The sequence below is a fragment of the Mangrovibacterium marinum genome (assembly GCF_003046625.1).
GTDB classification, from domain to species: Bacteria; Bacteroidota; Bacteroidia; order Bacteroidales; family Prolixibacteraceae; genus Mangrovibacterium; species Mangrovibacterium marinum.
Genome location: NZ_QAAD01000030.1, coordinates 1 through 22,947 on the forward strand (window position 1 = coordinate 1; position 22,947 = coordinate 22,947).

At 48.3% G+C, this 22,947-nt stretch carries 17 protein-coding genes; 2 read left to right on the forward strand and 15 right to left on the reverse strand.

Features of this window, described 5'->3' with window-relative positions:
- From C8N47_RS19150 to C8N47_RS17320, 8 genes are all read right to left on the reverse strand, one after another.
- Positions 1 to 3,179, reverse strand: a 3,179-nt coding sequence (locus C8N47_RS19150) for an HYR-like domain-containing protein (protein ID WP_425436637.1), incomplete at its 3' end; no start/stop codon positions are given.
- A 4-nt stretch (positions 3,180 to 3,183) separates the two neighbouring features.
- The gene (locus C8N47_RS17290) at positions 3,184 to 3,510 is read right to left on the reverse strand and encodes a hypothetical protein (RefSeq protein WP_146161564.1); all 327 of its coding nucleotides are present in this window, start codon (positions 3,508 to 3,510) and stop codon (positions 3,184 to 3,186) included.
- A gap of 408 nt (positions 3,511 to 3,918) precedes the next feature.
- Positions 3,919 to 4,710 (reverse strand): amidohydrolase, encoded by a 792-nt coding sequence (locus C8N47_RS17295; protein WP_107823833.1) that lies wholly within the window; start codon positions 4,708 to 4,710, stop codon positions 3,919 to 3,921.
- 48 nt (positions 4,711 to 4,758) lie between these two features.
- Complete coding sequence (locus C8N47_RS17300; RefSeq protein ID WP_107823834.1) at positions 4,759 to 5,310, reverse strand: 1-acyl-sn-glycerol-3-phosphate acyltransferase; 552 nt, start codon at positions 5,308 to 5,310, stop codon at positions 4,759 to 4,761.
- Between the two features lie 3 nt (positions 5,311 to 5,313).
- Positions 5,314 to 5,979 (reverse strand): B3/B4 domain-containing protein, encoded by a 666-nt coding sequence (locus C8N47_RS17305; protein ID WP_107823835.1) that lies wholly within the window; start codon positions 5,977 to 5,979, stop codon positions 5,314 to 5,316.
- A gap of 238 nt (positions 5,980 to 6,217) precedes the next feature.
- Complete coding sequence (locus C8N47_RS17310) at positions 6,218 to 6,868, reverse strand: ferredoxin--NADP reductase (protein ID WP_107823836.1); 651 nt, start codon at positions 6,866 to 6,868, stop codon at positions 6,218 to 6,220.
- A gap of 15 nt (positions 6,869 to 6,883) precedes the next feature.
- Positions 6,884 to 7,747 (reverse strand): lipoyl synthase, encoded by an 864-nt coding sequence (gene lipA / locus C8N47_RS17315; RefSeq protein WP_107823837.1) that lies wholly within the window; start codon positions 7,745 to 7,747, stop codon positions 6,884 to 6,886.
- Positions 7,748 to 8,248: 501 nt separating this feature from the next.
- Positions 8,249 to 9,538 carry a hypothetical protein gene (locus tag C8N47_RS17320; protein ID WP_146161565.1) on the reverse strand — a complete coding sequence of 430 codons (1,290 nt, stop codon included), beginning with the start codon at positions 9,536 to 9,538 and terminating at the stop codon, positions 8,249 to 8,251.
- 152 nt (positions 9,539 to 9,690) lie between these two features.
- Between C8N47_RS17320 and C8N47_RS17325 the strand changes: the two genes are divergently transcribed.
- Positions 9,691 to 10,509, forward strand: a complete 819-nt coding sequence (locus tag C8N47_RS17325; protein WP_107823839.1) for an FRG domain-containing protein — start codon at positions 9,691 to 9,693, stop codon at positions 10,507 to 10,509.
- A gap of 178 nt (positions 10,510 to 10,687) precedes the next feature.
- The gene (locus tag C8N47_RS17330; protein WP_107823840.1) at positions 10,688 to 11,131 is read left to right on the forward strand and encodes a DMT family transporter; all 444 of its coding nucleotides are present in this window, start codon (positions 10,688 to 10,690) and stop codon (positions 11,129 to 11,131) included.
- Between the two features lie 215 nt (positions 11,132 to 11,346).
- Here the strand turns inward: C8N47_RS17330 and bglX are convergent, their stop codons facing one another.
- The 7 genes from bglX to C8N47_RS17365 all read right to left on the reverse strand — a co-directional run bounded on the left by bglX (position 11,347) and on the right by C8N47_RS17365 (position 22,941).
- The gene (gene bglX, locus C8N47_RS17335) at positions 11,347 to 13,617 is read right to left on the reverse strand and encodes a beta-glucosidase BglX (RefSeq protein WP_107823841.1); all 2,271 of its coding nucleotides are present in this window, start codon (positions 13,615 to 13,617) and stop codon (positions 11,347 to 11,349) included.
- Between the two features lie 932 nt (positions 13,618 to 14,549).
- On the reverse strand, positions 14,550 to 16,007 hold the full coding sequence (gene rhaB / locus C8N47_RS17340) for a rhamnulokinase (RefSeq protein WP_107823842.1): 1,458 nt from the start codon (positions 16,005 to 16,007) through the stop codon (positions 14,550 to 14,552).
- 165 nt (positions 16,008 to 16,172) lie between these two features.
- Positions 16,173 to 18,287 (reverse strand): amino acid permease, encoded by a 2,115-nt coding sequence (locus C8N47_RS17345; protein ID WP_107823843.1) that lies wholly within the window; start codon positions 18,285 to 18,287, stop codon positions 16,173 to 16,175.
- 142 nt (positions 18,288 to 18,429) lie between these two features.
- Positions 18,430 to 19,524 carry a butyrate kinase gene (gene buk / locus C8N47_RS17350; RefSeq protein ID WP_107823844.1) on the reverse strand — a complete coding sequence of 365 codons (1,095 nt, stop codon included), beginning with the start codon at positions 19,522 to 19,524 and terminating at the stop codon, positions 18,430 to 18,432.
- A 141-nt stretch (positions 19,525 to 19,665) separates the two neighbouring features.
- Positions 19,666 to 20,565 carry a phosphate acyltransferase gene (locus C8N47_RS17355; RefSeq protein WP_107823845.1) on the reverse strand — a complete coding sequence of 300 codons (900 nt, stop codon included), beginning with the start codon at positions 20,563 to 20,565 and terminating at the stop codon, positions 19,666 to 19,668.
- A gap of 179 nt (positions 20,566 to 20,744) precedes the next feature.
- Positions 20,745 to 21,956 (reverse strand): acetate/propionate family kinase, encoded by a 1,212-nt coding sequence (locus C8N47_RS17360; protein ID WP_107823846.1) that lies wholly within the window; start codon positions 21,954 to 21,956, stop codon positions 20,745 to 20,747.
- A 13-nt stretch (positions 21,957 to 21,969) separates the two neighbouring features.
- Positions 21,970 to 22,941: a 3-hydroxyacyl-CoA dehydrogenase family protein gene (locus C8N47_RS17365; RefSeq protein ID WP_107823847.1), complete on the reverse strand. Its 972-nt coding sequence runs from the start codon at positions 22,939 to 22,941 to the stop codon at positions 21,970 to 21,972.
- Positions 22,942 to 22,947 lie beyond the last annotated feature (6 nt).

Consider the following 22,947-nt stretch of genomic DNA (forward strand, 5'->3'; position numbering starts at 1 on the left):
ATGGTGTAGGTGTAAGTCCAGTCGTGGCTGTTACCCGCACAATCGGTATAAGTAAATACCCAAACCATGTCACCTTCGCAGGCAATAGCGGCAGGTGTTGTTTTTAGAACCGGTGTAATTGCATTTCCACAGTAATCATTTACGGCCGGTGGTGTCGGCTCTACCTGTGCATCGGCCAGGCAGTTCACTGTAGCACCATCGTCTTCGGCCGGAGTGAAGTCCGGAATATCGATGGTGTAGGTGTAAGTCCAGTCGTGGCTGTTACCCGCACAATCGGTATAAGTGAATACCCAAACCATGTCACCTTCGCAGGCAATAGCGGCAGGTGTCGTTTTTAGAACCGGTGTGATTGCATTTCCACAGTAATCATTTACGGCCGGTGGTGTCGGTTCAACCTGTGCATCGGCCAGGCAGTTCACTGTAGCACCATCGTCTTCGGCCGGAGTGAAGTCCGGAATATCGATGGTGTAGGTGTAAGTCCAGTCGTGGCTGTTACCCGCACAATCGGTATAAGTGAATACCCAAACCATGTCACCTTCGCAGGCAATAGCGGCAGGTGTCGTTTTTAGAACCGGTGTGATTGCATTTCCACAGTAATCATTTACGGCAGGTGGTGTCGGTTCAACCTGTGCATCGGCCAGGCAGTTCACTGTAGAACCATCGTCTTCGGCCGGAGTGAAATCCGGAATATCGATGGTGTAGGTGTAAGTCCAGTCGTGGCTGTTACCCGCACAATCGGTATAAGTGAATACCCAAGCCATGTCACCTTCGCAGGCAATAGCGGCAGGTGTCGTTTTTAGAACCGGTGTAATTGCATTTCCACAGTAATCATTTACGGCAGGTGGTGTCGGTTCAACCTGTGCATCGGACAGGCAGTTCACTGTAGAACCATCGTCTTCGGCCGGAGTGAAGTCCGGAATATCGATGGTGTAGGTGTAAGTCCAGTCGTGGCTGTTACCCGCACAATCGGTATAAGTGAATACCCAAGCCATGTCACCTTCGCAGGCAATAGCGGCAGGTGTCGTTTTTAGAACCGGTGTAATTGCATTTCCACAGTAATCATTTACGGCAGGTGGTGTCGGTTCAACCTGTGCATCGGACAGGCAGTTCACTGTAGAACCATCGTCTTCTGCCGGAGTGAAGTCCGGAATATCGATGGTGTAGGTGTAAGTCCAGTCGTGGCTGTTACCCGCACAATCGGTATAAGTGAATACCCAAGCCATGTCACCTTCGCAGGCAATAGCGGCAGGTGTCGTTTTTAGAACCGGTGTGATTGCATTTCCACAGTAATCATTTACGGCCGGTGGTGTCGGTTCAACCTGTGCATCGGTTAGGCAGTTCACTGTAGAACCATCGTCTTCTGCCGGAGTGAAGTCCGGAATATCGATGGTGTAGGTGTAAGTCCAGTCGTGGCTGTTTCCGGCACAATCGGTATAAGTGAATACCCAAGCCATGTCTCCTTCACAGGCGATAGCATCCGGAGTTGTTTTAAGAACCGGAATGATTGGGTTACCACAGTAATCATCTACTGCCGGTGGCGTTGGCTCTACCTGTGCATCTGCAAGGCAATTTACTGTTAATCCACCGTCTGTTGCCGGAGTAAAGTCCGGAATGTCGATAGTAAACACATGATCTACGTTTGTGTAATTCCCAGCCTCATCCGTAATTGTATAAGTTCTGGTCATTGTACCTTCGCAGCTGGGAAGCGCTCCATCGCTGGAAGTGACAACAAGATCATTCTGAGAGGTACAGTTATCCGATGCGGCTGCTCCAGATAAAGCAAGAAAACCACTGATTGTCGTTTCTTCGGTCGGTATGTCACCGGTACATTCTACAGTTACAGATGAAGGAGCGGTTACGACTGGCGCCTCTGTATCAGGTGTATCTCCAATCGTAAAATCATATGAATCTGATGTACAATCAGTAATAAGATTCTTAACCTGAATACTATGATTACCGGCAGAAAGCCCTGTCAGGGTAGAAGTTGCTGTGGTTGTTACAGTCGTTGTTTCACCTGCAGTGGTTGTAACTACAGAACCAACACTCCCAGTCCCAAAGGGTGAGTATGCACCTCCATCTAAGGAATACTCCAAATCAGAAAGCGTCACTGTTCCCACTGTAGCAGAAGATATTGTTAATGCAATGCTACCGTTAGCACCTCCACAGCTGGCATTCGATGTAATACCTGAAACCACAACATTATTAACAATAACATCAAATGCACAGCGTACTGTATCATTACCAGTAGAACTCCTATAAACAGCTTGATACAAAACGGAAGTTGTCCCAACAGGGAAATAATTTCCTGGATTGTAATTTGAAGTCTCTGAATAATTTACGTCTCCCGTACACCCGGTATCATAAATATTTGCATCAATACTCAAATCTGTAACAATATTCTTGTTACTTATCGATGATGTAATTTCAATAAATTCAAATTTAAATGCATAAACTCCTGACAAAATGGGATCTAACAAAAAGCTATAACCTTTAACGGTGTTTGCTGTTTGAGTCGTATTAACATCAAATGATAACGAATCTACTACTGTTCCTTCGCTATCAATCAACGAAACTTTACAGGTAAATGCCTCTCCATCTTTCCTGTAGATACTTATCAATCCATCTGTTGGTCCGGAGAGGTAAAATGTTGGAGTCAGGAAATATGTTCCATCTGGAGCTGTTGATTGAAAAAGTCTTAACACTCCTGGATCGCCATTAACAGTATTACCTGTACGTTGTACTCCCGAAAACGCCCAACAATCATCCTCTGATTGACTTTCAGGCAAGTCAAACCCCATTACAAAGGAATAATCACCTTGATCACAAGTAAAATCAAAATTTGGAGGAGTCCAATCTACAATTGCTCCATCCCCACTATCAGCACAAACTGTTACATCTGATGGGCATGTACCTTCCTCTAGAACAATCCCACAAGTTTGTCCAAATATCGAATTAGAAGCTAAAAAAGTCACCCCAAAAGCAAATAACAAAGACATCATTATTCGACTTGTTCGGAAAGGTTTCGTCAATGAAGAAAACAGAAGCACAAAACTAAAAGCAAGGGCTTTTAGTGACTTCCATGAAACGAGATAGATATTTTCTTTCATAATCTCACATTTTTTCTGTCTAAAGTTTTGGCTGTCTGAGTGGTTGTTTACAACATCAGCACAGCTCAACATTGCATTAATTAATCGTTAGAGAGTTTGTATGCGTGCAACGAACAATAGCAGCAAATCCACTCTGCTGCTTTATCGTTTGATATATGTTGTTTTGTAATAGTTTCGCGATTAATCGAGCCAGGGCACCCGGCTGTGTGACGGAATCAGCAATGCCATAGCCAACAAGCGGCATTGGGCGATAACCGTATTGCTTGCTGGCGAGTAACTTTTTAAAAACTGACGGGAAAAAATTCTCCGGTAAAGAAGTGATCGACTTCCATAAGTCGAAAAAAACAGGAGAACATAAGATTACTGCTGCCAAATAAAAATTCAAGGTAGAAATTTCATTCATACACATCCGTTTAGTCTATTAAGTTGCGGTATTTTGAAGCAAACCGCATTGGCTTTTAAAACCTACCGCCACCAACCTTATGCTAGGTTGAAAACGGTATCAACAAGTTACGGCAATGAGTACATTCAAGGCAATAGACAAGTGCGAAGAGCCCCCCAATATTGGACGAAGAGCAGATTTGAGATAGCAAAATGAGGATATGAAAGAGCAAATTCTTAAGAATTTTTAACAAACACACTAAAAATCTTCGAATTTTAGCTTCCTAAAAGCACCGAAAGACGAATCAAAACGTCAGATTTTGCGAGTATGACAATACTCAAAATAGCAGATTGGGAACTGCGAAGAGTGCAAAATGCGTAATGTTACAGCAAGTTGACAAACAAATAGAAAGCAAGAAATTCGATTCGCTTAAAATTCGATATTGAAGTTGTCGGCATCGGGTAAAACCGGGAATTTTTTCCGGAATTTTTGAAGTGTGCCCAAGGACAAGCGCGCGGTGATTACAGCCTTGTTCGCGGCTACTTCATGGAGGCTGCGACCGCGGGCATCCAGAATCTGACTGTGTCCCGAATAACGGATGCCATTCGCGTCGGTACCGACGCGGTTTACTGCTGCAACATAACATTGATTTTCAATTGCCCGGGCTTTTAGTAAACAATCCCAGACTTCCTGCCGCGGGGCCGGCCAGTTGGCGCAATTCAGGTACAGATCGTAATCATTCCGATTGCGGGCGAAGACAGGAAAACGCAGGTCGTAGCAGATTTGCGGCAAGATGCGGAAGCCTTTGATCTGAATAATTTGCCGTTGGTTTCCGGGACTAAAAAAGACAGTCTCCCGGCCCATCGAAAAAAGATGCCGTTTGTCGTACCAAAGGAGTTCTCCGTTGGGGAACGCAAAAACAAACCGATTGTAAAACAAACCGGATTCAGCAATCATCAGGCTACCGGCCACAACAGCCTTCAGCGACGCAGCTTGCCGGGTCATCCAGCGAACTGCAGGACCACTCATCGGCTCAGCCAGCTTTTCAACCTGCATGGAAAAACCGGTGGAAAACATTTCGGGCAACACCAGCAAGTCAAGCTCAGAGGGAACATCCCGAAAAGCTTTTTCAAAGTTCTTCAGGTTCGCCGGAACGTCTTCCCAAACCAAGTCGGCCTGAATCAGGGATAGCGTCAATCTATCTTGCTCGTTTTCCTTCATTTTAATCACACTTTGTTGCAGAGTTTACTGAATTTTCTTCCAATCATTTTAATCGTCCAGGCTAAACTGATCGGGATGCTTCCCCACCACCCCACGACTGCGGTAATAGGCTTTCATACGCCGGAGATCCTCCTTCGGGTCATCGGTTAAGGGCAAGGTTTCGAGCCAGCCGATTTCCTTTTTCCCGAAATCGAAGAAGCCAAGATAAACGACCGCGCCGGTAGCCTTGGCAATGGTGTGAAAGCCCGCCTTCCAGCGTGTGGTCAGCTCCCTTGTTCCTTCGGGGGTAATGGCCAGGTGCATCACATCGCGTTTATTCATCTCGGCAATAATTTGCTTGACCACCGATGCTCCCCGGGAACGGTCAATCGGTATGGCGCCGGCCTTACGCAGGAAATAACCAACAGGCCAGAAAAAAAATTCCTTTTTAATAACAATGTTGGCCACCCCACCTACCGATGTATAATATAAATAGGAGATAATAAAATCCCACGCGCTGGTGTGCGGTACGCCAATAATAATCGCTTTTTTATGGGGCATCACTCCGTTAACAGCTTTCCAGCCCAACAAGCGGAGCAAAAAACGACAAAGAGCTTGCATAGTTTAAACAGTAATTTGGTAGGTTTCGATATAGCTTGCCGAGGCATAATCGCTCAGCAACTGAACCGCAGCCTGACTCGGTTCGTAAAGCGGATGAATGCCTTTGTAGGAAACCAGGATCATCAGAAACCGCTTGGTATCGGGACGAACGCCGGTTCGTTCCGAGTCGGATGTTGGCGTACCAAATGCGCCCAGCTCATCGCGGAAAACAGGCATTCCCTCAATGTTCAGGGGGCCACGTCCCAGGCCTTCGTACGCTTCGTCAGCCCGGCCAATCCCCATGGTAATCTTGCCTGCAATTTTATCGGCATCGTACCCGCCAATGGACAATCCGGTGCTAATCGAAACAAAGTTCAGCGCATCAACGACATTGTTAATCTGATACAATCCTTTTTTACTCGCCACTCGCCTTAACAGCGCCTCGGCCGAAAGGCGGTAGCGTGCCGGATCTTTTCCGCAGGCCTTGTAAGCTTGGCGCGAGGCCGCAATGGCCGGAACGTTCTTAATCTGTTCCACTTCCAAGCTGTTGGCAATTTCGCGACAACGCTTTTCAATCAGCTGCCATAAATCCTCGCGAAAAAACTCAACCTTCACATTGCATTCGATACACGACAGGCAGATATCCGGGCATTTATCGGCCAGCTCTTCCGAGATTTTAATATTTTTCATTTCTGTTGGTTAAAAATCACACATTCTGGAAACCGTGTAGCAAAAATAAAAAATAGCAACGCTTGGCTGCTATTCTTTCTTCAAAAACTAAATTCTTAATTTAACAGATCTCCGGATTTTTCGATTCGAGGCTAGCAGACGTTCTATCGCTATTAATTTCGAAAAATTGGGACTCCCTTCCTTGCGAAGCCTATCCCACTAACGATCAATATATCCAAAATCCATTCTCAATAATATTCTAAAAGAAAACTTCGGTCCGGATGTTTTCCGGACTTAGCCCGTAGCCTTCCAGAATATTGGTCGCTTCTTCAATCATTTCCGAATTTCCGCAGAGATAACAAATGGTATCTTCCTCAACGGGGTGCTCTTTCAGGTAATAAGTTACCCGCCCGAAGTAGTCGCTTCCCTCCTGACGTGAGGTACACAATTGATAGCGCTCCGGGGCGTAGCTCTGCCGGCCATAAGCTTCGTCGGGAAAATGAACCCCGTGTAACAATTGGTAGTTAAGCTCCGGATAGCTTTGCACAAAAGAGTGAAAAGGTGAAATGCCGGTTCCTGTGGCAATCAGCAGGGTTGGCTGCCCGGCAAGGACCTGCTCATCGAGTACAAAAAAGCCGCGTGGCCCTTCAATCTGAAGAGTACTGCCTGGCAACAGGTGCCGCAGATAGCGGGAAAAGTCACCAAACTCAACCTTCCGAATTAAGAATGAAAGGCGTTCGTCGCGATCGGAGCTGTAAATAGAGTATTCGCGGGCTTCCCCGGTTTCCGGATTGCGCAAAACGGCATACTGCCCGGGCTTAAATTGAAAGCCATTCCGCTCGAAATGCAACACAAAAGTTTCGGGCGTAAGTTCTTCCACCGCCAGCAATTGGTGTAATGATTTGTTCATACCTGTTTTTTTGATTTATGCATTCACGTGGCGCTCCGCATGATAGGACGAACGGACCAGCGGGCTACTCTCCACATAGCGGAAACCACGTTTGTAGGCTTCTTTCCGGTAAATATCGAATTGCTCAGGGGTAATGTACTCCACCACTTTCATCAAATGCGGATCCGGTTGCAGGTACTGTCCCAAGGTTAATACCTTGCAGCCGGCGGCCTTCAGATCGTCCATAGCTTCCAGCACTTCCTCGGGGGTTTCCCCCAAACCAAGCATAATACCCGACTTGGCCACAACGCCGGCCTGGGCAATGTAGGAAATCACCTTCAGACTACGGTCGTAGCGGGCAGTGCTACGGATCTTCGGCGTCAAGCGCTTCACCGTTTCCAGGTTATGCGAAATCACTTCCGGCTTGGCATCAATAACGATTTGCACCAACTCCTTTTTGGCATGAAAATCGGGGATCAGCGTTTCCATCGTCGTATTCGGATTCAGTTCCTTGATCTTTCGGATCGTTTCAGCCCAAAAGCGGGCACCACCGTCGGGCACATCATCCCGGTCAACCGAGGTGATCACACAATGCTTGAGGTTTAAAGTTTGAATGGTTTCGGCCAGGCGGCGAGGCTCATCCCAATCCAGAGGCTCGGGTATCAGGTTTTGCACATAACAAAACCGGCAGTTGCGGGTACACCGGTCTCCCATAATCATGAAACTGGCGGTACCGGCATTCCAGCACTCCCCTTTATTGGGACAATTGCCGCTGGTACATATCGTGTTCAGTTTGTGTTCGGTAATTAAGCGCTTTACTTTCGAATAGTTTTCACCACTGGGAAGCTGCGATTTCATCCAACGCGGCAGGCGCTCCTTGGTATTTGAGATATCAGTCATGACAAAATAAGTTTTGACCAGTAAACACCAAATAGGCAGGCTTGTTCAAAGAAAACCTTCCTGATTCCGGGGAATCACCAACTGGGATGAAAGTTTACTATTTTTCGATGATGCTGTTGTCGTTGTTTTCAAAAGTTGTCGGGTTGTCGGGTTGTCGTTAAAAACGTCACCAAAACCTCGCGATCGTCGAGCCGCTTGGCGTTGATCAATTTTTACAAAAAATTAAGAAGGGGAACTCCTCATCAACAAGCAGGAGGAGTTGGAACCCGGCTAGTATGCTTTTACCAGCCCGGCATCAAACGAAAAGCTTCAAAAAATCCCGGAGGGATACGATTTGGGTAGTTGAAGGATATCCGCGTAAAATTCCGTCCCATGCGGGACGGGACAATCGTCGTGTTCTCTTTCGTACACCCCACGTCAAATGGCAAAAGCCATTATTATAAAATAAGCTCTGAACAGTTAAAACGGGACGTTCACAGCCTCAAGACAAACGAGTCTTTGCTATTGCACTTTCCCCAACGGAATCAGGTACTCGAAGCCGAGCTGAAAATCGGGTGCATTATTAATGTAGAAGAAATCTTCGCCCAAGTAAAAATTGAATTGTCGGGCTCGATGCTTCCAGCCCACCACAAAAAACGCTTTATACGAAAAATAATATAGGGCTGCCGGAGTGATGCGCGCCAGCCAAAACTCCTGATTCACCTCTTCCCCCTCCCACTGGTCGCCCTTTTGAAGGTATTCAACACCAATTTCGTCGTATCCCAGCTGCCCCCATTTGTTGGTGCCGCCTTTCAACAACGCCCCCTGAATGTTGCTGAGTAGGCCCAATTGCAACAGACTCTGTTTTCCAACAGTCCGGTTGAGCCCCAGATAAAATTTAAAAGCACTTCGGAAGCTGTTATCGATGGCCTCGACACTCTTCCCTGTTTTCAGGAATGTCGGATTGGTGAGTGCTCCGTCCATCGCGAATGTCGCAGAACTGCGGGCCGTCATCAGCCGATCGTAACGCAAACCAAGCGAGACGCCCGGGATCAGATAACGGTGCAGGCTGTTGAACGGCACCGACAGATGCACACCAGCCGTTAGCTGCGCCGACCAAAGCGCGGACGATTGCCTGAATAGTTCCCGGTAATAATGGGCATCAAACACACTGGTAAACCAATCGCCTTTATCCTTCCGGTACTGGTTTCCGTTTTCATCCGCAAAAAGAATACTGGCCCGGTTAAACGGATACTGTCTCCGCCCGTAGTTATCATCAATGGCGAAGGTCGAGTGAAAGTCCTCGATAAAACTGTCGCTCACCGGATAATGCAAGGGCGACGATCCGCCACTCAGCAGATGCGCATTCATGGTTAAAATCAGGCTACTAGTCTGTTTCCAGTTGCGAATCCACGAAAAGCGAAAATGTTGCAATACACCGTCCGACTGGAAGGTCTTCACCTGAGTTTGGGCCCCAATGGTCTGAAAATACGTTGGTCGCCAGGTCATGTACAAATCCTTGTTTAGGCTTTTTTGCGCTGCCGTGAGGTTTTGCGGATAGTAAAACCAAGCTTGCGGATGCCAGATGTTGGCCAAGGTGTACGAAACAGCAAGCTGCGAGCCGTTGGTTGAAGTTCCCGGGAAATAAAAAGGCAGATCGAGCGCAAAAATACCGATGGGATGTTCCGGGTTGGCAGCCAGTAAGGAGAGTGGCAACTGCAACAGTTCATTCTGACCCTTTTCCTGCTGAGCACGGGCAAACAAGCAAAGAAAGATAAATAATGCGGTTAGTATTGGTTTTTTCAGTCTCATGAAGCGCTCCGGTTCAGACAATCGAAGATAGTCCATTCAGTGAAAAAATCGGTTAAATTCTGACTTTTTACGTTCTCAGCTGCGCTAAAAATTATAACTTTCAAACCTTATGCAGCCTCCTTATTGCTGCGCAACAAAAGCTTTCGGCAAACATGGAAGATCAAATCATCTATCAAAACGATTATGTGGTAAATAGTTGGAAAGAATTATGCGAAGAGGTGTATCAGGACTCCTGGAAACCGGGCATGGGCCGATACCGGTCGGATTATGCCTTTCGTGGCCTTTCGGACAGCAGCTACCAACTAAAAAACAGCTTTCTGCGCAATTGTGGCTCGCGCCCGGAACTGGAGTACCACCTGCTGCGCAATTTCCGCAAGTACTCGCTTTCGAAGGAAGCACAGCTGTCGGGCTCGTTTTGGCGGGCGCTGGTGAAAGCTCAACACCACGGCCTCCCCACCCGCTTGCTCGACTGGACCTATTCACCTTTCATCGCGATGCACTTTGCCACCGTGAATACCGACAAATACGATCTGGACGGTGTAATCTGGAAAGTCGATTTTGTGAAAGCCAACCGGCTGATCAGCGACCCGCTGCATCAAAAGCTGTTCGAAGAAAAATGCAATGCCTTTACCATTGAGATGCTCGAAGAAAGCATCCATAAACTGTCGGACTTTGAGCAGGTGATGGGGCCAAATCAGGTAGCCTTTTTTGAACCGCCCAGCATGGACGAACGGATTGTCAACCAGTTTGCCTTCTTTTCGGTCATGTCCAACCCCACAGCCGTCCTCGACGATTGGCTGATTGAACATCCCGAACTGTACCGACGGCTGATTATCCCCAAAGAGCTCAAGTGGGAAGTACGCGATAAACTGGACCAGGCCAACATTACCGAACGGGTGCTGTTCCCCGGCTTGGACGGACTGGCACACTGGCTGAAACGCCATTACAAACCGGCTTCGGACTTGCTGTAAGAAATACAGGACGCTGATTTTTATGATCGATTGTGATTTTTATGGTTTATAACTCTCAAATTGTTGGTGTACCGCTCTGCGGTCATCATCAACAATCAGCGTCATCAGCGTCTAAATTCTTTTTATTTGTAAAAATCGCCATTTAAATTATCTCAAAACAAAAACAACACGATCAAGGATGAAAATAGTTTATACGCTCATCGTTTTAATTATTGGCACTTTGCTTGCCGTGCAAGGCAGTATCAACACGCAGCTAACTACTTTTTTGCGCCATCCACTGCAAGGAGCGCTGGTCAATTTCCTGGTTGGCTTTATTTGTGCCCTGGCGCTGAACTTCATTTTCAGGACCCAGACTCCCGACTGGGGGCAGCTGAGCACAGCCCCCTGGTACTTGTTTGCCGGTGGTCTACTGGGAGCCATTTTTGTTTCGTCAGTCATCTTCTTCATCCCCAAAATCGGCGTAACAACGGTTTTGGCAGCTTCCATTGCCGGGCAACTTATTGCAGCCTCCATCATCGACCACTTCGGTTTCTTCGGGCTGGCTGTTCACCAGATTTCAGCCGGTCGTATAGCCGGAATACTACTGCTGCTGGGAGGAATTGTGCTGATTCAGAAGTACTGAAAAAACCTACATGATTCCGGGGAATCGCCAACAGGGGTGAAAGTTCACTATTTTTCGACGATGCTGTTGTCGTTGTTTTCAACAGTTGTCTGGTTGTCTTTCCTCATCTAATCAAAACCAGTTCTTGATATTGTGCTTTTGCATCTTTGCGTGGTCGACTTTCAAAAAAAGGCCGACGAAAAATGCCGGCCTTCTTAAGTATTCGTTGTTTTTATTTACTTCAATTTGAAGGCCCCCTTGAGCCCCATTTGCGAGTTGGTACCGACCCATAGGTTAAAATCACCCGGTTCGGCTTTCCAGCTTCTATCGGCTCCGAAGAAGGCCAGATCATCCGCTGTCAGCTCAAATTCAACGGTTTTGCTTTCGCCGGCTTTCAGAAAGATCTTTTCAAATCCCTTCAACTCTTTCACCGGTCGGGCAATGCTTCCGTACAGATCGTGCACATACAACTGCACCACTTCTTCACCATCCACTGTGCCGGTGTTTTTCACCTCCACCCGAACTTTGAGTGTCTGATCTGCGCTAATCTCACTGGCACTCAATTTCAAGTTTGAATACTCGAAAGTGGTATAACTCAAGCCATAGCCAAAGGGAAACAAGGGATCGTTCGACTCGTCGGTATAATGCGACCAGAACACCGTACCGGTATCATCGGCACGGGCAGTGCTGAAATGATTGTAGTAAATCGGGCACTGACCAACGCTGCGCGGGAACGAAACCGTGAGCTTTCCGGCAGGGTTGTAATCGCCAAAAAGCACATCGGCAATGGCATTGCCAGCTTCGGAGCCCAAATGCCAGGCCTCAACAATTGCAGGCACCTTTTCGGCCATCCAGTCAATCACCAGCGGACGACCATTCATCAACACGACCACCACATTTTTATTGACCTCATACACCGCTTCAAGCAGCTGCTGCTGATAGCCTTTCAAACCAATATCGGTCTGGCTGCGTCCTTCGCCCGACTGAAAACAGTTTTCGCCCAAAGCCAACACAACAACATCCATTTTCTGAGCTAGCTCAACCGCCTGGTCAATACCAGTCGGGTCAGTATGGTTAATCTGAAGGTGTTTCGTGAACTCCGGTTCGTTGCTAACATACACCGGGCCGCGTTCAAAGGCTACGGCGTTTTGATCGGCTACGGCGTTTTCAATTCCTTCGAGCAAGGAAACTGCGGAGCCTGCTATTGCCTGGGCACGCCAGCTTCCGATTGGCGAATCTTTATCGTCAGCCAAGTCACCGATAACGGCAATTTTTTGTCCCTCTTTTTTCAGCGGAAGTAAGTTATTTTCGTTTTTCAGCAGCACAATACTTTTGCGGGCAACCTCGCGGGCCGCTTGCAGATGCTCTTCATTCAGCACCAGCCCCTGCTCGTCGAGCTTACTGTATTTGTAGGGATCGTCGAACAATCCTAATTCGAACTTTATGCGCAATACGCGGCGTGCGGCATCATCAATCAGTGCTTCGTCAACCAGGCCTTCATCCACCAACTCTTTCAGGAAGGGCACATACGAATAGCCCTCCATATCCATATCCGAACCGGCAATGATGGCCAGACGGGCGGCTTCTTTCAAGTCGGGAGCCACGCCGTGATTTTTGATCTCGCCGATGGAGTTCCAGTCCGACACCACAAAGCCGTCAAAGTCCCACTCTCCTTTCAGGATATCGCGCAGCAAATGCGGGTTAGCCGTTGACGGCAATCCACCAATCACATTGAACGAGTTCATCAGCGTTGCCACCCCCGCCTCAACAGCCGCCTTAAATGGTGGCAGCACCATATTTTGAAGGGTATATTCCGAAATTTCAACCGTGTTGTAGTCGCGGCCTGCCTCGGCAAAACCATAAGCAGCAAAATGCTTGGCGCAGGCTGCAATCGTATTGTCGGCACTCAAATCATCGCCCTGAAATCCGCGAACCTGCGCCGCAGCCATCTTCGCTCCCAGATACGGATCTTCGCCGGCACCTTCCATCACGCGTCCCCAGCGGGCATCGCGCGAAATATCAACCATCGGGGCAAAAGTCCAGTGCAGCCCCGAGGCCGCTGCTTCAACCGCGGCAATATGTGCGCTTAACTCGGCAGCCGAAGGATCCCAGCTCGAAGCTGTAGCCAGCGGAATCGGGAAAATGGTTTTATAGCCGTGAATCACATCGTAGCCAAAGATCAAAGGAATGCCCAGACGCGTGTTTTCAACCGCCAGTTTCTGAGCTTTCAGCGTTGCCTCTGCTCCGGTTACATTCAGCATCGAGCCTACCTGGCCACTCTTAATCTCCTCGAGCAACTCCTGCTCGCTACTACCTGTCGGCGCCGGTCCGGTCATCTCCCAACGAGCCGTATACTGATTCAGCTGTCCTATTTTCTCTTCGAGGGTCATCTTCGAGAGAAGCTCTTCTACTTTCATATCCATTTCCGTTTTGGGTTGATTTTGCGCCTGCACACCATGAAAAACCAGTGGTGAAAACAGCGCCGTTACGATTAATTTTTTCAGCATCTGTGTTTAATTATTGATTTAGTTTCTAACAAATATAAGAAACAATCGATGCAAAAGTAAGCCCACGAACAGGCTCGTTAACAGCAAACTAAACACAACAAAACATTTTCACCAGGACAAGCTATCGGATCTTATTGTATTTCAAACAGTAAGATTGGTTAAACAAAATCAAACGGATCGCAATTCCGGGCTTTTTTTTTCAAAAAAATTTTCAGCCAAGTTCGCTCCCGGCCGTTCATTGAACCAATCTCAGCTAAAAACGGGAACATCACCATGCCCGGATACGACAGGCTTCGCCGGCTTTTTTTTTAGAAAGTCTTACTCCGCAGAGGTGCTAAGGCGCAGTATCAATAACTGGTTTTGATTAGATATGGAATGATATCCCGACAACAGACTATCAGAAAGTCATTTCAGAATCTGCCCTTTTTAACTTCTAACTTTGATCAAAAAAGGAACTTTGTCCTACCAGACGGGTTTTCATTTTCCAGCAATGGCTTTAGCCATTCAATTTGGGTAGCACCAAAGGCAGCGCGAAGATTCTCCCGTCCCGTACGGGACGGAATTTTACCCACGGAAATACCAAAGCTACCCAAATTGCATCCCTCCGGGATTGCAGGAAGCTCTTCGTTTGATTCCGGTCTTAATAAAAAAGGCCAACCGGCTCCCAATTTCTCCTCGTTGATCGAAAGATCTCCTTGCTCGTTGACGCTGTTTTGGACAACAACCCGATAACTTTTAAAAACAACGACAACAGCATCGTCGAAAATTGTAGACTTTCATTCCTGTTGGTGATTCCCGGAATCATGAATGTTTTTTAGAAAGTCTTACTCCGCAGAGGTGCTAAGGCGCCATGACAATAACTGCCTTTGATTAGATGTGGAACGACAACCCGACAACTCATGACAACCACGACAACCCGACACCTGTTGAACCTATCGACCACTTGCAGGCCCGATGTTTGCGTCCGGCTTTCGGGGCGTAAATTCCTTCAGTTGAAATGAATTTCGAACAACCTGGCGGATTTCCGTCAATGAAGCAACTTGACCCAGGGCTTTGGCCTGCATCATGATGTTACCGGTAGCCGTTGCCTCGGTTGGTCCGGCATAAACCGGAAGTTGGCAGGCGTCGGCCGTCAGTTGGTTCAGAAAATCATTATTACAACCTCCGCCAATCATATAAATCCGGTCGATCTGCTGGTCGCTCAGCTGGCGGATTTCGTCGAGGGTTTTGCGGTATTTCAAAGCCAGGCTATCGTATATACAGCGAATAATTTCGGCGTGGCTCTGCGGCCTTCCCTGACCATTCTCCTGACAGTAAGCAACAATTGTTTCGGGCATATTCTCCGGGTTCAGAAAACGCGAATCATCCGGGTCGATGACGAATTTAAAAGGCTCGGCTGTTTGGGCCAGGTCCACCATCTCGGGCCAGCTGTATTCATATTCACGAGCCCAAATACGGCGACACTCCTGGATGAGCCACATACCCATAATATTTTTCAGCAGGCGGGTTGTTCCCTCAACACCTCCCTCGTTGGTGAAATTCAGCTCCATCGACTTCTCGGAAACGATAGGCTGGCTAACTTCAATTCCGAATATTGACCAGGTTCCCGAGCTGATGTAAGCAAAATTTTTATCATCGGCCGGCACCGAAGCAATGGCTGATGCCGTATCGTGCCCACCAACGGCCACCACCGGTATCGGCCGGCTTCCGGTTTCTGCAACCACATCAGCCTGTAGCTGCCCGATTACCTGCCCCGGACGAATAATTTCGCCCAGCAGATCGATCGGGATGCCAGCCTTTGCAATTAGCTCCTTCTGCCACTTACAGGCTCCGGGAACCAACATCTGGCTGGTGCTGGCAATAGTGAACTCGGTGCGGGCAGCTCCCGAAAACAGGTAGTTCAAGGCATCGGGCATAAACAAAATTTGCCGCGTAACCGCAAGCAGCGGATTTTGCTCCTTTACCATCGCAAACAGCTGAAACAAACTGTTGAACTGCATCAGTTGAATGCCGGTTTGGAGGTACAACTCCTCCCTCGGAATCAGCTTAAACAGCTCGTCCATGGCCGTATCAGTTCTCGAATCGCGGTAGGCATAGGGCAGCGACAGGATCATTCCGTTGGCATCGAGCTGCACAAAGTCGACCCCCCAGGTATCCACAGCAACCGATTCGGGCTGAATGCCAAAGTCCTTCACACAAATCGCCAGTCCCTTCTTGAGTTCCTGAAAAAGACTGAAAATATTCCAGAAATAATGTCCGTTGACGCGTTGCATTTGGTTGGCAAAGCGATGTATTTCGGTCAGCTGCAATTTTGAACCGGCAAGTGTCCCCAGGATGGCGCGGCCACTGGAAGCCCCCAGGTCGAAGGCCAGATAGTGATGTTTAGGCATCGTTTGTTTTTTTGGTTGGTTTGAATTTCTAAAATAAGGATTTTAGACCAACAACACGGCCATGCACGCTACGAATTTTGCCCGAACAAAAAACTTAAGCCGGGAGTGAATTACAATACCGATGCCGACTATCAACACAGCATTCCTGGCTCGCACCGCCCCGATTTAAATATAGGTCATATAGCTCTCGAACAGTTTTGAGATAGATGTCGGTTCGCCGATAATGGTCAGGATATCGCGCTCCTCAAGCACTGTATTTCCATGTGGTGGAAAGGACTTCTGGTTACGTTCAACCAGTGCTACAAGTACGTCGGGCGGAAATTTAATTTCTTTTAGCGGCTTGCCAATCATCTCGGCCTGAAGGGTGCCACGCAGCAGCTGTACGGTAATGAAACGTTCGTTCTGTAACAGATACTCCTTAATTTTCCGATGATTGCTGTGTGCCAAGATTTCCGACACAAAACCCTCGCGCTCAACAATGCTGACAATGCGCGACAACATCCGCAGCTGCATGCGAACATCCGCCGCCGGGCTCACCAAAAAGAAGAAAACTTTAATGGTATCTTCCCCGCTGATGTTGCCCTTGGTCACCGGTTTACGGATTCCCTGGTCTGCCAAAACAATATAAAGCGTGGGAACATCTATTTCCTCCAGCTTTGCAAATAAAACCGCCACCTCAGCAATGGTCAGCGATGTATCAATCGTTGATGCCGTCAGGAAATCATCCTGCACCTCCTGTTGTTGGATATCCAGTTCGCGTGAAAACTGTTCCGACATCTTTTCAACCAATGTCTCGAAATCCATTCCTTCGTCCAGGCGGAAGATGGTCGATTTAATGATAGTCTCGTCGAAAGGATCCCCCTGCCGCAAGCCTTTTTCCTTAAGAATGATCATAAATTCATTCTCCAACTCGGTATGCTGATGCTGTCCCAACAAGGCGAACCAATGATAAATAGCCCCCTCACGCTTCACCTTTGCCCGGGCGTAATAATAATACCACAAGGCGGCCACCAAAATGATGAACAAGCTAAACAGCACCGCCGGCCACCCCATGTAGGCAATTAAGACAAACGAGATCAGGATACCGGCAATTTGCATCAATGGAAACAAGGGCGACTTAAAACCGGGGTCGTACGACTGAATGTTACTCTTGCGAAAAACAATGACCGCAAAATTGATCAGCATAAAAATAATCAGGTTGAAGGTACTGGCCATTTTAGCGATTCCTTCCTCGCTCAACACCAGGATGAAAACAATAACCAAGGCTGCTGTGATCAGAATCGACAAATACGGGCTTCCTCGTTTTCCCACACGACTCAGAGCCGGCGGCAGCAACTTGTCGCGCCCCATGGCAAAGGGATATCGCGACGATGACAATAAGCCGGCATTTCCGGTGGAGGCAAAAGCAGCCATCGCGGCGCCAATCATCAGGTAGGTGCCCAGATGGTCGGGAATCCACTTAAACAGTTGCTTAACGGCCGTTGCTGCCGGCGCCAAATCAGAGGCCAGCTGCGTCGGCTCAATCAGCGAAACCATGACAAAAACCCCCAGCACATAAATTGCCCCTGTTACCACCAGCGACAACAACATCCCCAACGGAATATTGCGTTCCGGATTTCGGATTTCCTCAGCAACACTGGCGATTTTAGTCAATCCCAAATACGACACAAAAACAAAACCGGCCGTGGTGATCAATCCCTCCAGTCCGTGCGTTAAAAAGGGACTGAAATGCTCGTTTACTGCGGGAACAGCTACCTGGGGAGAGAAATAAATCCGGTATAGTCCGTCGATAATAAAAACCACCAGGACGATGAGCAGAAAAACAACAAAGAAATTCTGCAGCCGGGAGGTCTTCTTGGCACCAACCAAATTAAAAGCCATAAAAATGAAGGTTGCCGCAATGGCAATTGTTTTAATGGGGATATCCCAAAAGATGGCGGCATAAGCCCCGATCCCCACCAGAGCAAAAGCTGTTTTAAAGACCAGGGCCAGATAGGTTCCCAAGCCGCCGATAGTTCCAAACAAAGGGCCTAAACTGCGATCCAGAAAGAAGTACGCACCACCGGATCGTGGCAAAGCAGTTGCAATTTCGGCCATGCTGAACATGGAGGGAACAATTAAGATAGCGGCCAACAAATAGCCCACAAAAACAGAAGGACCGGTAAACTGGGAGGCCAGTCCCGGCAGCAGAAAGAAACCGGAGCTAAACATGGCTCCCGTGCTAATGGAGAAGACATCAAACAGTCCGAGTTCCTTTTTTAAACGATTCTTGCCGGCCATAACGAAAGATTACGGTTAGGAATGGTATTTCTAAATATACAACTTTTTCGCTGCCACAAAAGCCAATCGCCCACATTTAGGCGAAGGGTGAAGTCATCGCGTCCGGGCTGTGTAGCTTGCCCCCTAAAGCCACAGAGTGAAACTACATCCGGGGGTTATATTTCCTGCAGGCGAGCTCGCCGCGTGCCACCATCAGCGCATTCATGGCCAGGGCTTCCAGCTCATCCTCGCCGGGATACACAAAAATGGGGGCTATAAAGGCCACCCGCTGCTTTATTTTCCCCACGAGAAGATCGCTGTACGCCATTCCTCCGGTGAGTAAGATCGCATCCACCTGTCCCGACAACACAGCCGCCATTTCGCCAATACACTTGGCCACCTGGTAGGTCAAGGCCTCTTCGATAAACTGCGCCTGCCGATCGCCGTCGTCGGCTCTTTTACGAACATCGAGCGCATTATTGGTGCCCAGGTAGGCCACATAGCCCCCCTCGCCCACCACCATCCGGTAGATTTCATCTTTTGAATATCGCCCGCTGAAGCACAAGTCAATCAGCTGTCCCACCGGAAGGCCGCCACTGCGCTCGGGACTAAAAGGCCCGTCTCCGTCCAGGGCGTTGTTCACATCCACAACCCGTCCGTTCAGGTGTGCGCCAACCGAAATGCCACCGCCCAGATGAACCACAATCAAGCGCAAATCTTCATAATGAGTTCCTGTTTTTCGCGCGTGCAAACGAGCTGTTGCCTTTTGGTTTAAAGCATGAAAGATCGATCGCTTTTCAAACTTAGGATGCCCAGTTATGCGGGCCAGCGGATCCAGCTCGTCGGTCACCACCGGGTCGGCAATGTAGGCTCGGGCTCCCGGAATTTGCGAGGCAATATAATCGGCGATAATGGGCCCCAGGTTACTGGCATGCTTGCCGTAAATACCCTGCCGGGCATGTTCCAGCATTTGTTGATCGACCTGGTACACCCCCGACTCAAGCGGATATGTTAAGCCTCCGCGACCAATGATGTGCCGGATCCTGTCGATCTCGATTCCGGCCTCCACCAGCGCATCGATGATCATTCCCTTACGGTAGCCAAACTGCTCAATAATGTCGGCATAAACGGATAGTTCTTCGACCGAATGGCGCAGTGTTTTATTTAACACACAGCGTTCATTTTCGTAAACGGCAAACTTGGTCGATGTCGATCCCGGATTAATCGCTAATATGTAGTGTTTTTTCTTTAAATTCATCAACTTAATCAGACCGGCTAAGGTTCCGGTTTTGTTTCTTTCTTGATCTTATACCAATTGTTTTCCGGCGTGCAACGAATTGAAGGCTCTATTCAATTGCGAATCGGCGTTTGGGCAAAGCAGCTGTTTTCTTTTCTCCCCCTAACTCAGCAGGGCTGCCAGCGCAATTGAGTTCAGTTTTGTTTGCACACTGTCGCCGCGCGAGGATAATACAGCCGGAACTTTAGAGCCCACCACCACGGCGGCCTGTTGCGACTGGCACAACTTCGTACTCATTTTATAGAACACATTGCCCGCATCGATGTTGGGAAATAACAAACAGTCGGCATCGCCGGCAACCACCGACTGCACCTTCTTGATGCTTGCCGACTCGGCATCGATGGCCACATCCAAGCCCATGGGACCATCAACAAAAGCACCCTGAATTTGGCCGCGGTCGGCCATTTTTGCAAGCATAGCCGCATCCACGCAAGCCGGAATGGATGGAATAACCTGCTCGGTTGCTGCAATCAGGGCCACCTTGGGCTTTTCGATACCAAACTTCTGCGCTGTCCGAATCAAATAGCCAAGCAACACCGCTTTCTGCTTTAAGTCGGGATAGGGAATGATGGCCACATCGCTCGCAAAAAGCAGTTTGTGGTAATGCGGATTTTCGAACACCGTAACATGACTTAACAGCCCTTCGGGACCAACCATTTCATAGTCCTTATTCAACAGTGCACGCATATATTTATCGGTGCTGATAAGTCCCTTCATCAAACAGTCGGCCTTCAGCTCGGCAATCAGCTCGAGGGCCAAGCGGGCAGCCTGCTCTTCGCCGGAAGCAGGAATGAGCTCGAAACGATCGCCGGAAATCCCGAGCGCAGAGCAACTGCTTCTGATTTGTTTTTCATCGCCGGTCACCAACACATCAACCAAGCCCAGCTCAACAGCCCGCGAAGCTGCCCCAAGGCTATGCTGGTCTACGCCGTTGACAAGCACCATCCTGCGGCGCTTCCCTGTTTGCGCTGCCTTCAGCAGTTCATCTAATTTATTCATCATAGCGCTGTATTTTTGCTAGTCAAGTTAACATTTCATTTCGGATTAATCCCAATCTTTTGGCATACTTTACAGCTTCAGAAGCTGCTGTAAAACAAAAAATCCGATACTCGGGAGTATCGGATTTTTTGTTTTATATGATCGCTTTCGTTATTGCAACGCTATTTCAAGTCGACAAGCCGTTATGCTTTCGCGTTCTTAGCTACGATTTTCTCGGTATCCAGAGCAATCATCAGCTCTTCGTCGGTTGGCACAACCATCACTTTCACGCGTGAATCTTCTTTACTGATGATCCCTTCGTCGCCATAGGCTGCCAGGTTTTTGTCGGCATCAAGCTCAATCCCCAGGAAGTCCATATCGGCACAAACTTTTTCGCGCACATAAGTGGCATATTCGCCAATACCTCCGGTGAATAATACGATATCCACACCGCCCATTGCAGCGATATACGAGCCGATATACTTTTTAATTTTATAGCAATAGATGTCGAGTGCTTCCAGGGCTTTCTCGTTTCCTTCGAGCGACGCTTCGCGGATTTCGCGCATATCCGACGAGATACCGGTTAAGCCCAGCATACCGCTGTGTTTGTTCAGCAGGGTATTCAGGGTTTTCATTCCGATTTCCTCTTTTTCCATGATGAAGGTGGCGGCACCCACGTCCAGGTCGCCGGCACGGGTTCCCATGATCAGCCCTTCGAGCGGGGTAAAGCCCATGCTTGTGTCAACCGACTTTCCGTGATCGACAGCCGCAATTGAGGCTCCGTTACCCAGGTGACAGGAAATCACCTTCGCCTTGCTGTAGTCGAGGCCGGCCACATCGCAGGCGCGTTTCGACACATAGCGGTGGCTGGTTCCGTGGAAACCGTAACGACGGATTCCGTATTTTTTATACAGCACATGCGGGATACCATACATATAAGCTTTGGGGTCCATGGTTTGGTGAAAAGCGGTATCGAACACCCCAACCTGAGGGATTCCCGGGATCAACTCTTCCATCGCCTCAATCCCTTTAATGTTGGGTGGGTTATGCAAGGGGGCCAGGTCGGTACATTTCACCAGCGCATCGATCACCTCGTCGGTCACAAATTCGCTGGAGCTGAAATATTCGCCGCCATGCACCACGCGGTGTCCCACCGCATCAATCTCGTCCAGGGTCTTCAGACAGCCATACTTCTGGCTTGTCAAAACGCCCAAAACATACTCGACACCGGCTTTATGATCCAGGATTTCGCCTTCGAAAACGACAGACTGACCGCTTTCGGTTTTGTGCTTCAGGAATGAACCTTTCATTCCAAGCTTTTCAATTCCACCTTTGGCGATCACATGGCGATCGGCCATATTGAAAAGCTGATATTTGATTGAACTACTTCCGCAGTTTAGTACTAAAACCTTCATTTCAATTGATTTTCTAGCATTTTTGATCTACTGATTTGATCCGGATTCCGTTCTCATCGTAATCATAAAAACCTCTTCCGGTAACTTCTCCCAGTTGTTTGGCACGCACCAAACGCTTGATGTAAGGAGATGGTTTATAGCGAACATCGCCAAATTCGTTGTAGATGTTATCCATCCAACGCACGATTTTGTCCAATCCCATTTTGTCGGCCATTTCAAACGGACTGATCCGCATACCGAAGCCAACACGCATGGTTTCGTCGATATTCTCAATAGATGAAACGCCTTCCATCAGCATCTCACACGCTTCGTTCAGCATAACCACGAACATCCGCACGGCAATCAAGCCGGCCGATTCCTCCACAGGAATCACTTTCCGGTTAATCATCTGCACAAACTTACAGACTTTGGCATAGGCCTCGTCGGTGGTGTAAAGTCCTTTGACCACTTCAACCATTTTTGCCTCGGAAGAAGAAATCAGGAAGTGGATGCTCACGCAGCGCTCTTTGTGTTTCAGTTCCGATGAAAGCTCGGTGATCACAATTGTTGTTGAGTTGGTGGCAATGATACAATCTTCGTCCACAACCTGCTCAATCTTTTTGAAAATTGCTTTGCGTTCTTTCAGTTTACCGCCACGGTCGACAGCGCGAATTGCTTCAACAACAAAGTCGCAACCGGCCAGATCGTTATAATCCAACGAGCCTTTGATGCGCGAAAGAATTGCTCTTTTTTCGCCGGCCGTCAGCCCCCAGTGTTCAATGCGCTGGTCGAGCACCTTCTCAATATTGCGGTAAGCTTCGCGAATTTTGTCTTCGTTGATCTCGATAAAGACCACCTCAATGCCGTAGAAACTTGCTACGCGGGCAATATTTTGACCAACAATTCCGCAACCCACAATTCCGATTTTCGAAAACAGGGTTTTGGATTTTTCCTTTTTGATTAAGCCAAACTCTTCGATGGCTTCGTAAATAGTGTCGCTCGCCATATCTTC

Coding starts and splice junctions, on each gene's coding strand:
- C8N47_RS17290 (WP_146161564.1), bottom strand. CDS start 3,510: ATGAATGAAATTTCTACCTTGAATTTTTATTTGGCAGCAGTAATCTTA.
- buk (WP_107823844.1), bottom strand. CDS start 19,524: ATGAATTTAAAGAAAAAACACTACATATTAGCGATTAATCCGGGATCG.
- lipA (WP_107823837.1), bottom strand. CDS start 7,747: ATGACTGATATCTCAAATACCAAGGAGCGCCTGCCGCGTTGGATGAAA.
- C8N47_RS17295 (WP_107823833.1), bottom strand. CDS start 4,710: ATGAAGGAAAACGAGCAAGATAGATTGACGCTATCCCTGATTCAGGCC.
- C8N47_RS17320 (WP_146161565.1), bottom strand. CDS start 9,538: ATGAGACTGAAAAAACCAATACTAACCGCATTATTTATCTTTCTTTGC.
- C8N47_RS17310 (WP_107823836.1), bottom strand. CDS start 6,868: ATGAACAAATCATTACACCAATTGCTGGCGGTGGAAGAACTTACGCCC.
- C8N47_RS17360 (WP_107823846.1), bottom strand. CDS start 21,956: ATGAAGGTTTTAGTACTAAACTGCGGAAGTAGTTCAATCAAATATCAG.
- C8N47_RS17330 (WP_107823840.1), top strand. CDS start 10,688: ATGAAAATAGTTTATACGCTCATCGTTTTAATTATTGGCACTTTGCTT.
- rhaB (WP_107823842.1), bottom strand. CDS start 16,007: ATGCCTAAACATCACTATCTGGCCTTCGACCTGGGGGCTTCCAGTGGC.
- C8N47_RS17300 (WP_107823834.1), bottom strand. CDS start 5,310: ATGCAAGCTCTTTGTCGTTTTTTGCTCCGCTTGTTGGGCTGGAAAGCT.
- C8N47_RS17365 (WP_107823847.1), bottom strand. CDS start 22,941: ATGGCGAGCGACACTATTTACGAAGCCATCGAAGAGTTTGGCTTAATC.
- bglX (WP_107823841.1), bottom strand. CDS start 13,617: ATGCTGAAAAAATTAATCGTAACGGCGCTGTTTTCACCACTGGTTTTT.
- C8N47_RS17355 (WP_107823845.1), bottom strand. CDS start 20,565: ATGATGAATAAATTAGATGAACTGCTGAAGGCAGCGCAAACAGGGAAG.
- C8N47_RS17305 (WP_107823835.1), bottom strand. CDS start 5,979: ATGAAAAATATTAAAATCTCGGAAGAGCTGGCCGATAAATGCCCGGAT.
- C8N47_RS17345 (WP_107823843.1), bottom strand. CDS start 18,287: ATGGCCGGCAAGAATCGTTTAAAAAAGGAACTCGGACTGTTTGATGTC.
- C8N47_RS17325 (WP_107823839.1), top strand. CDS start 9,691: ATGGAAGATCAAATCATCTATCAAAACGATTATGTGGTAAATAGTTGG.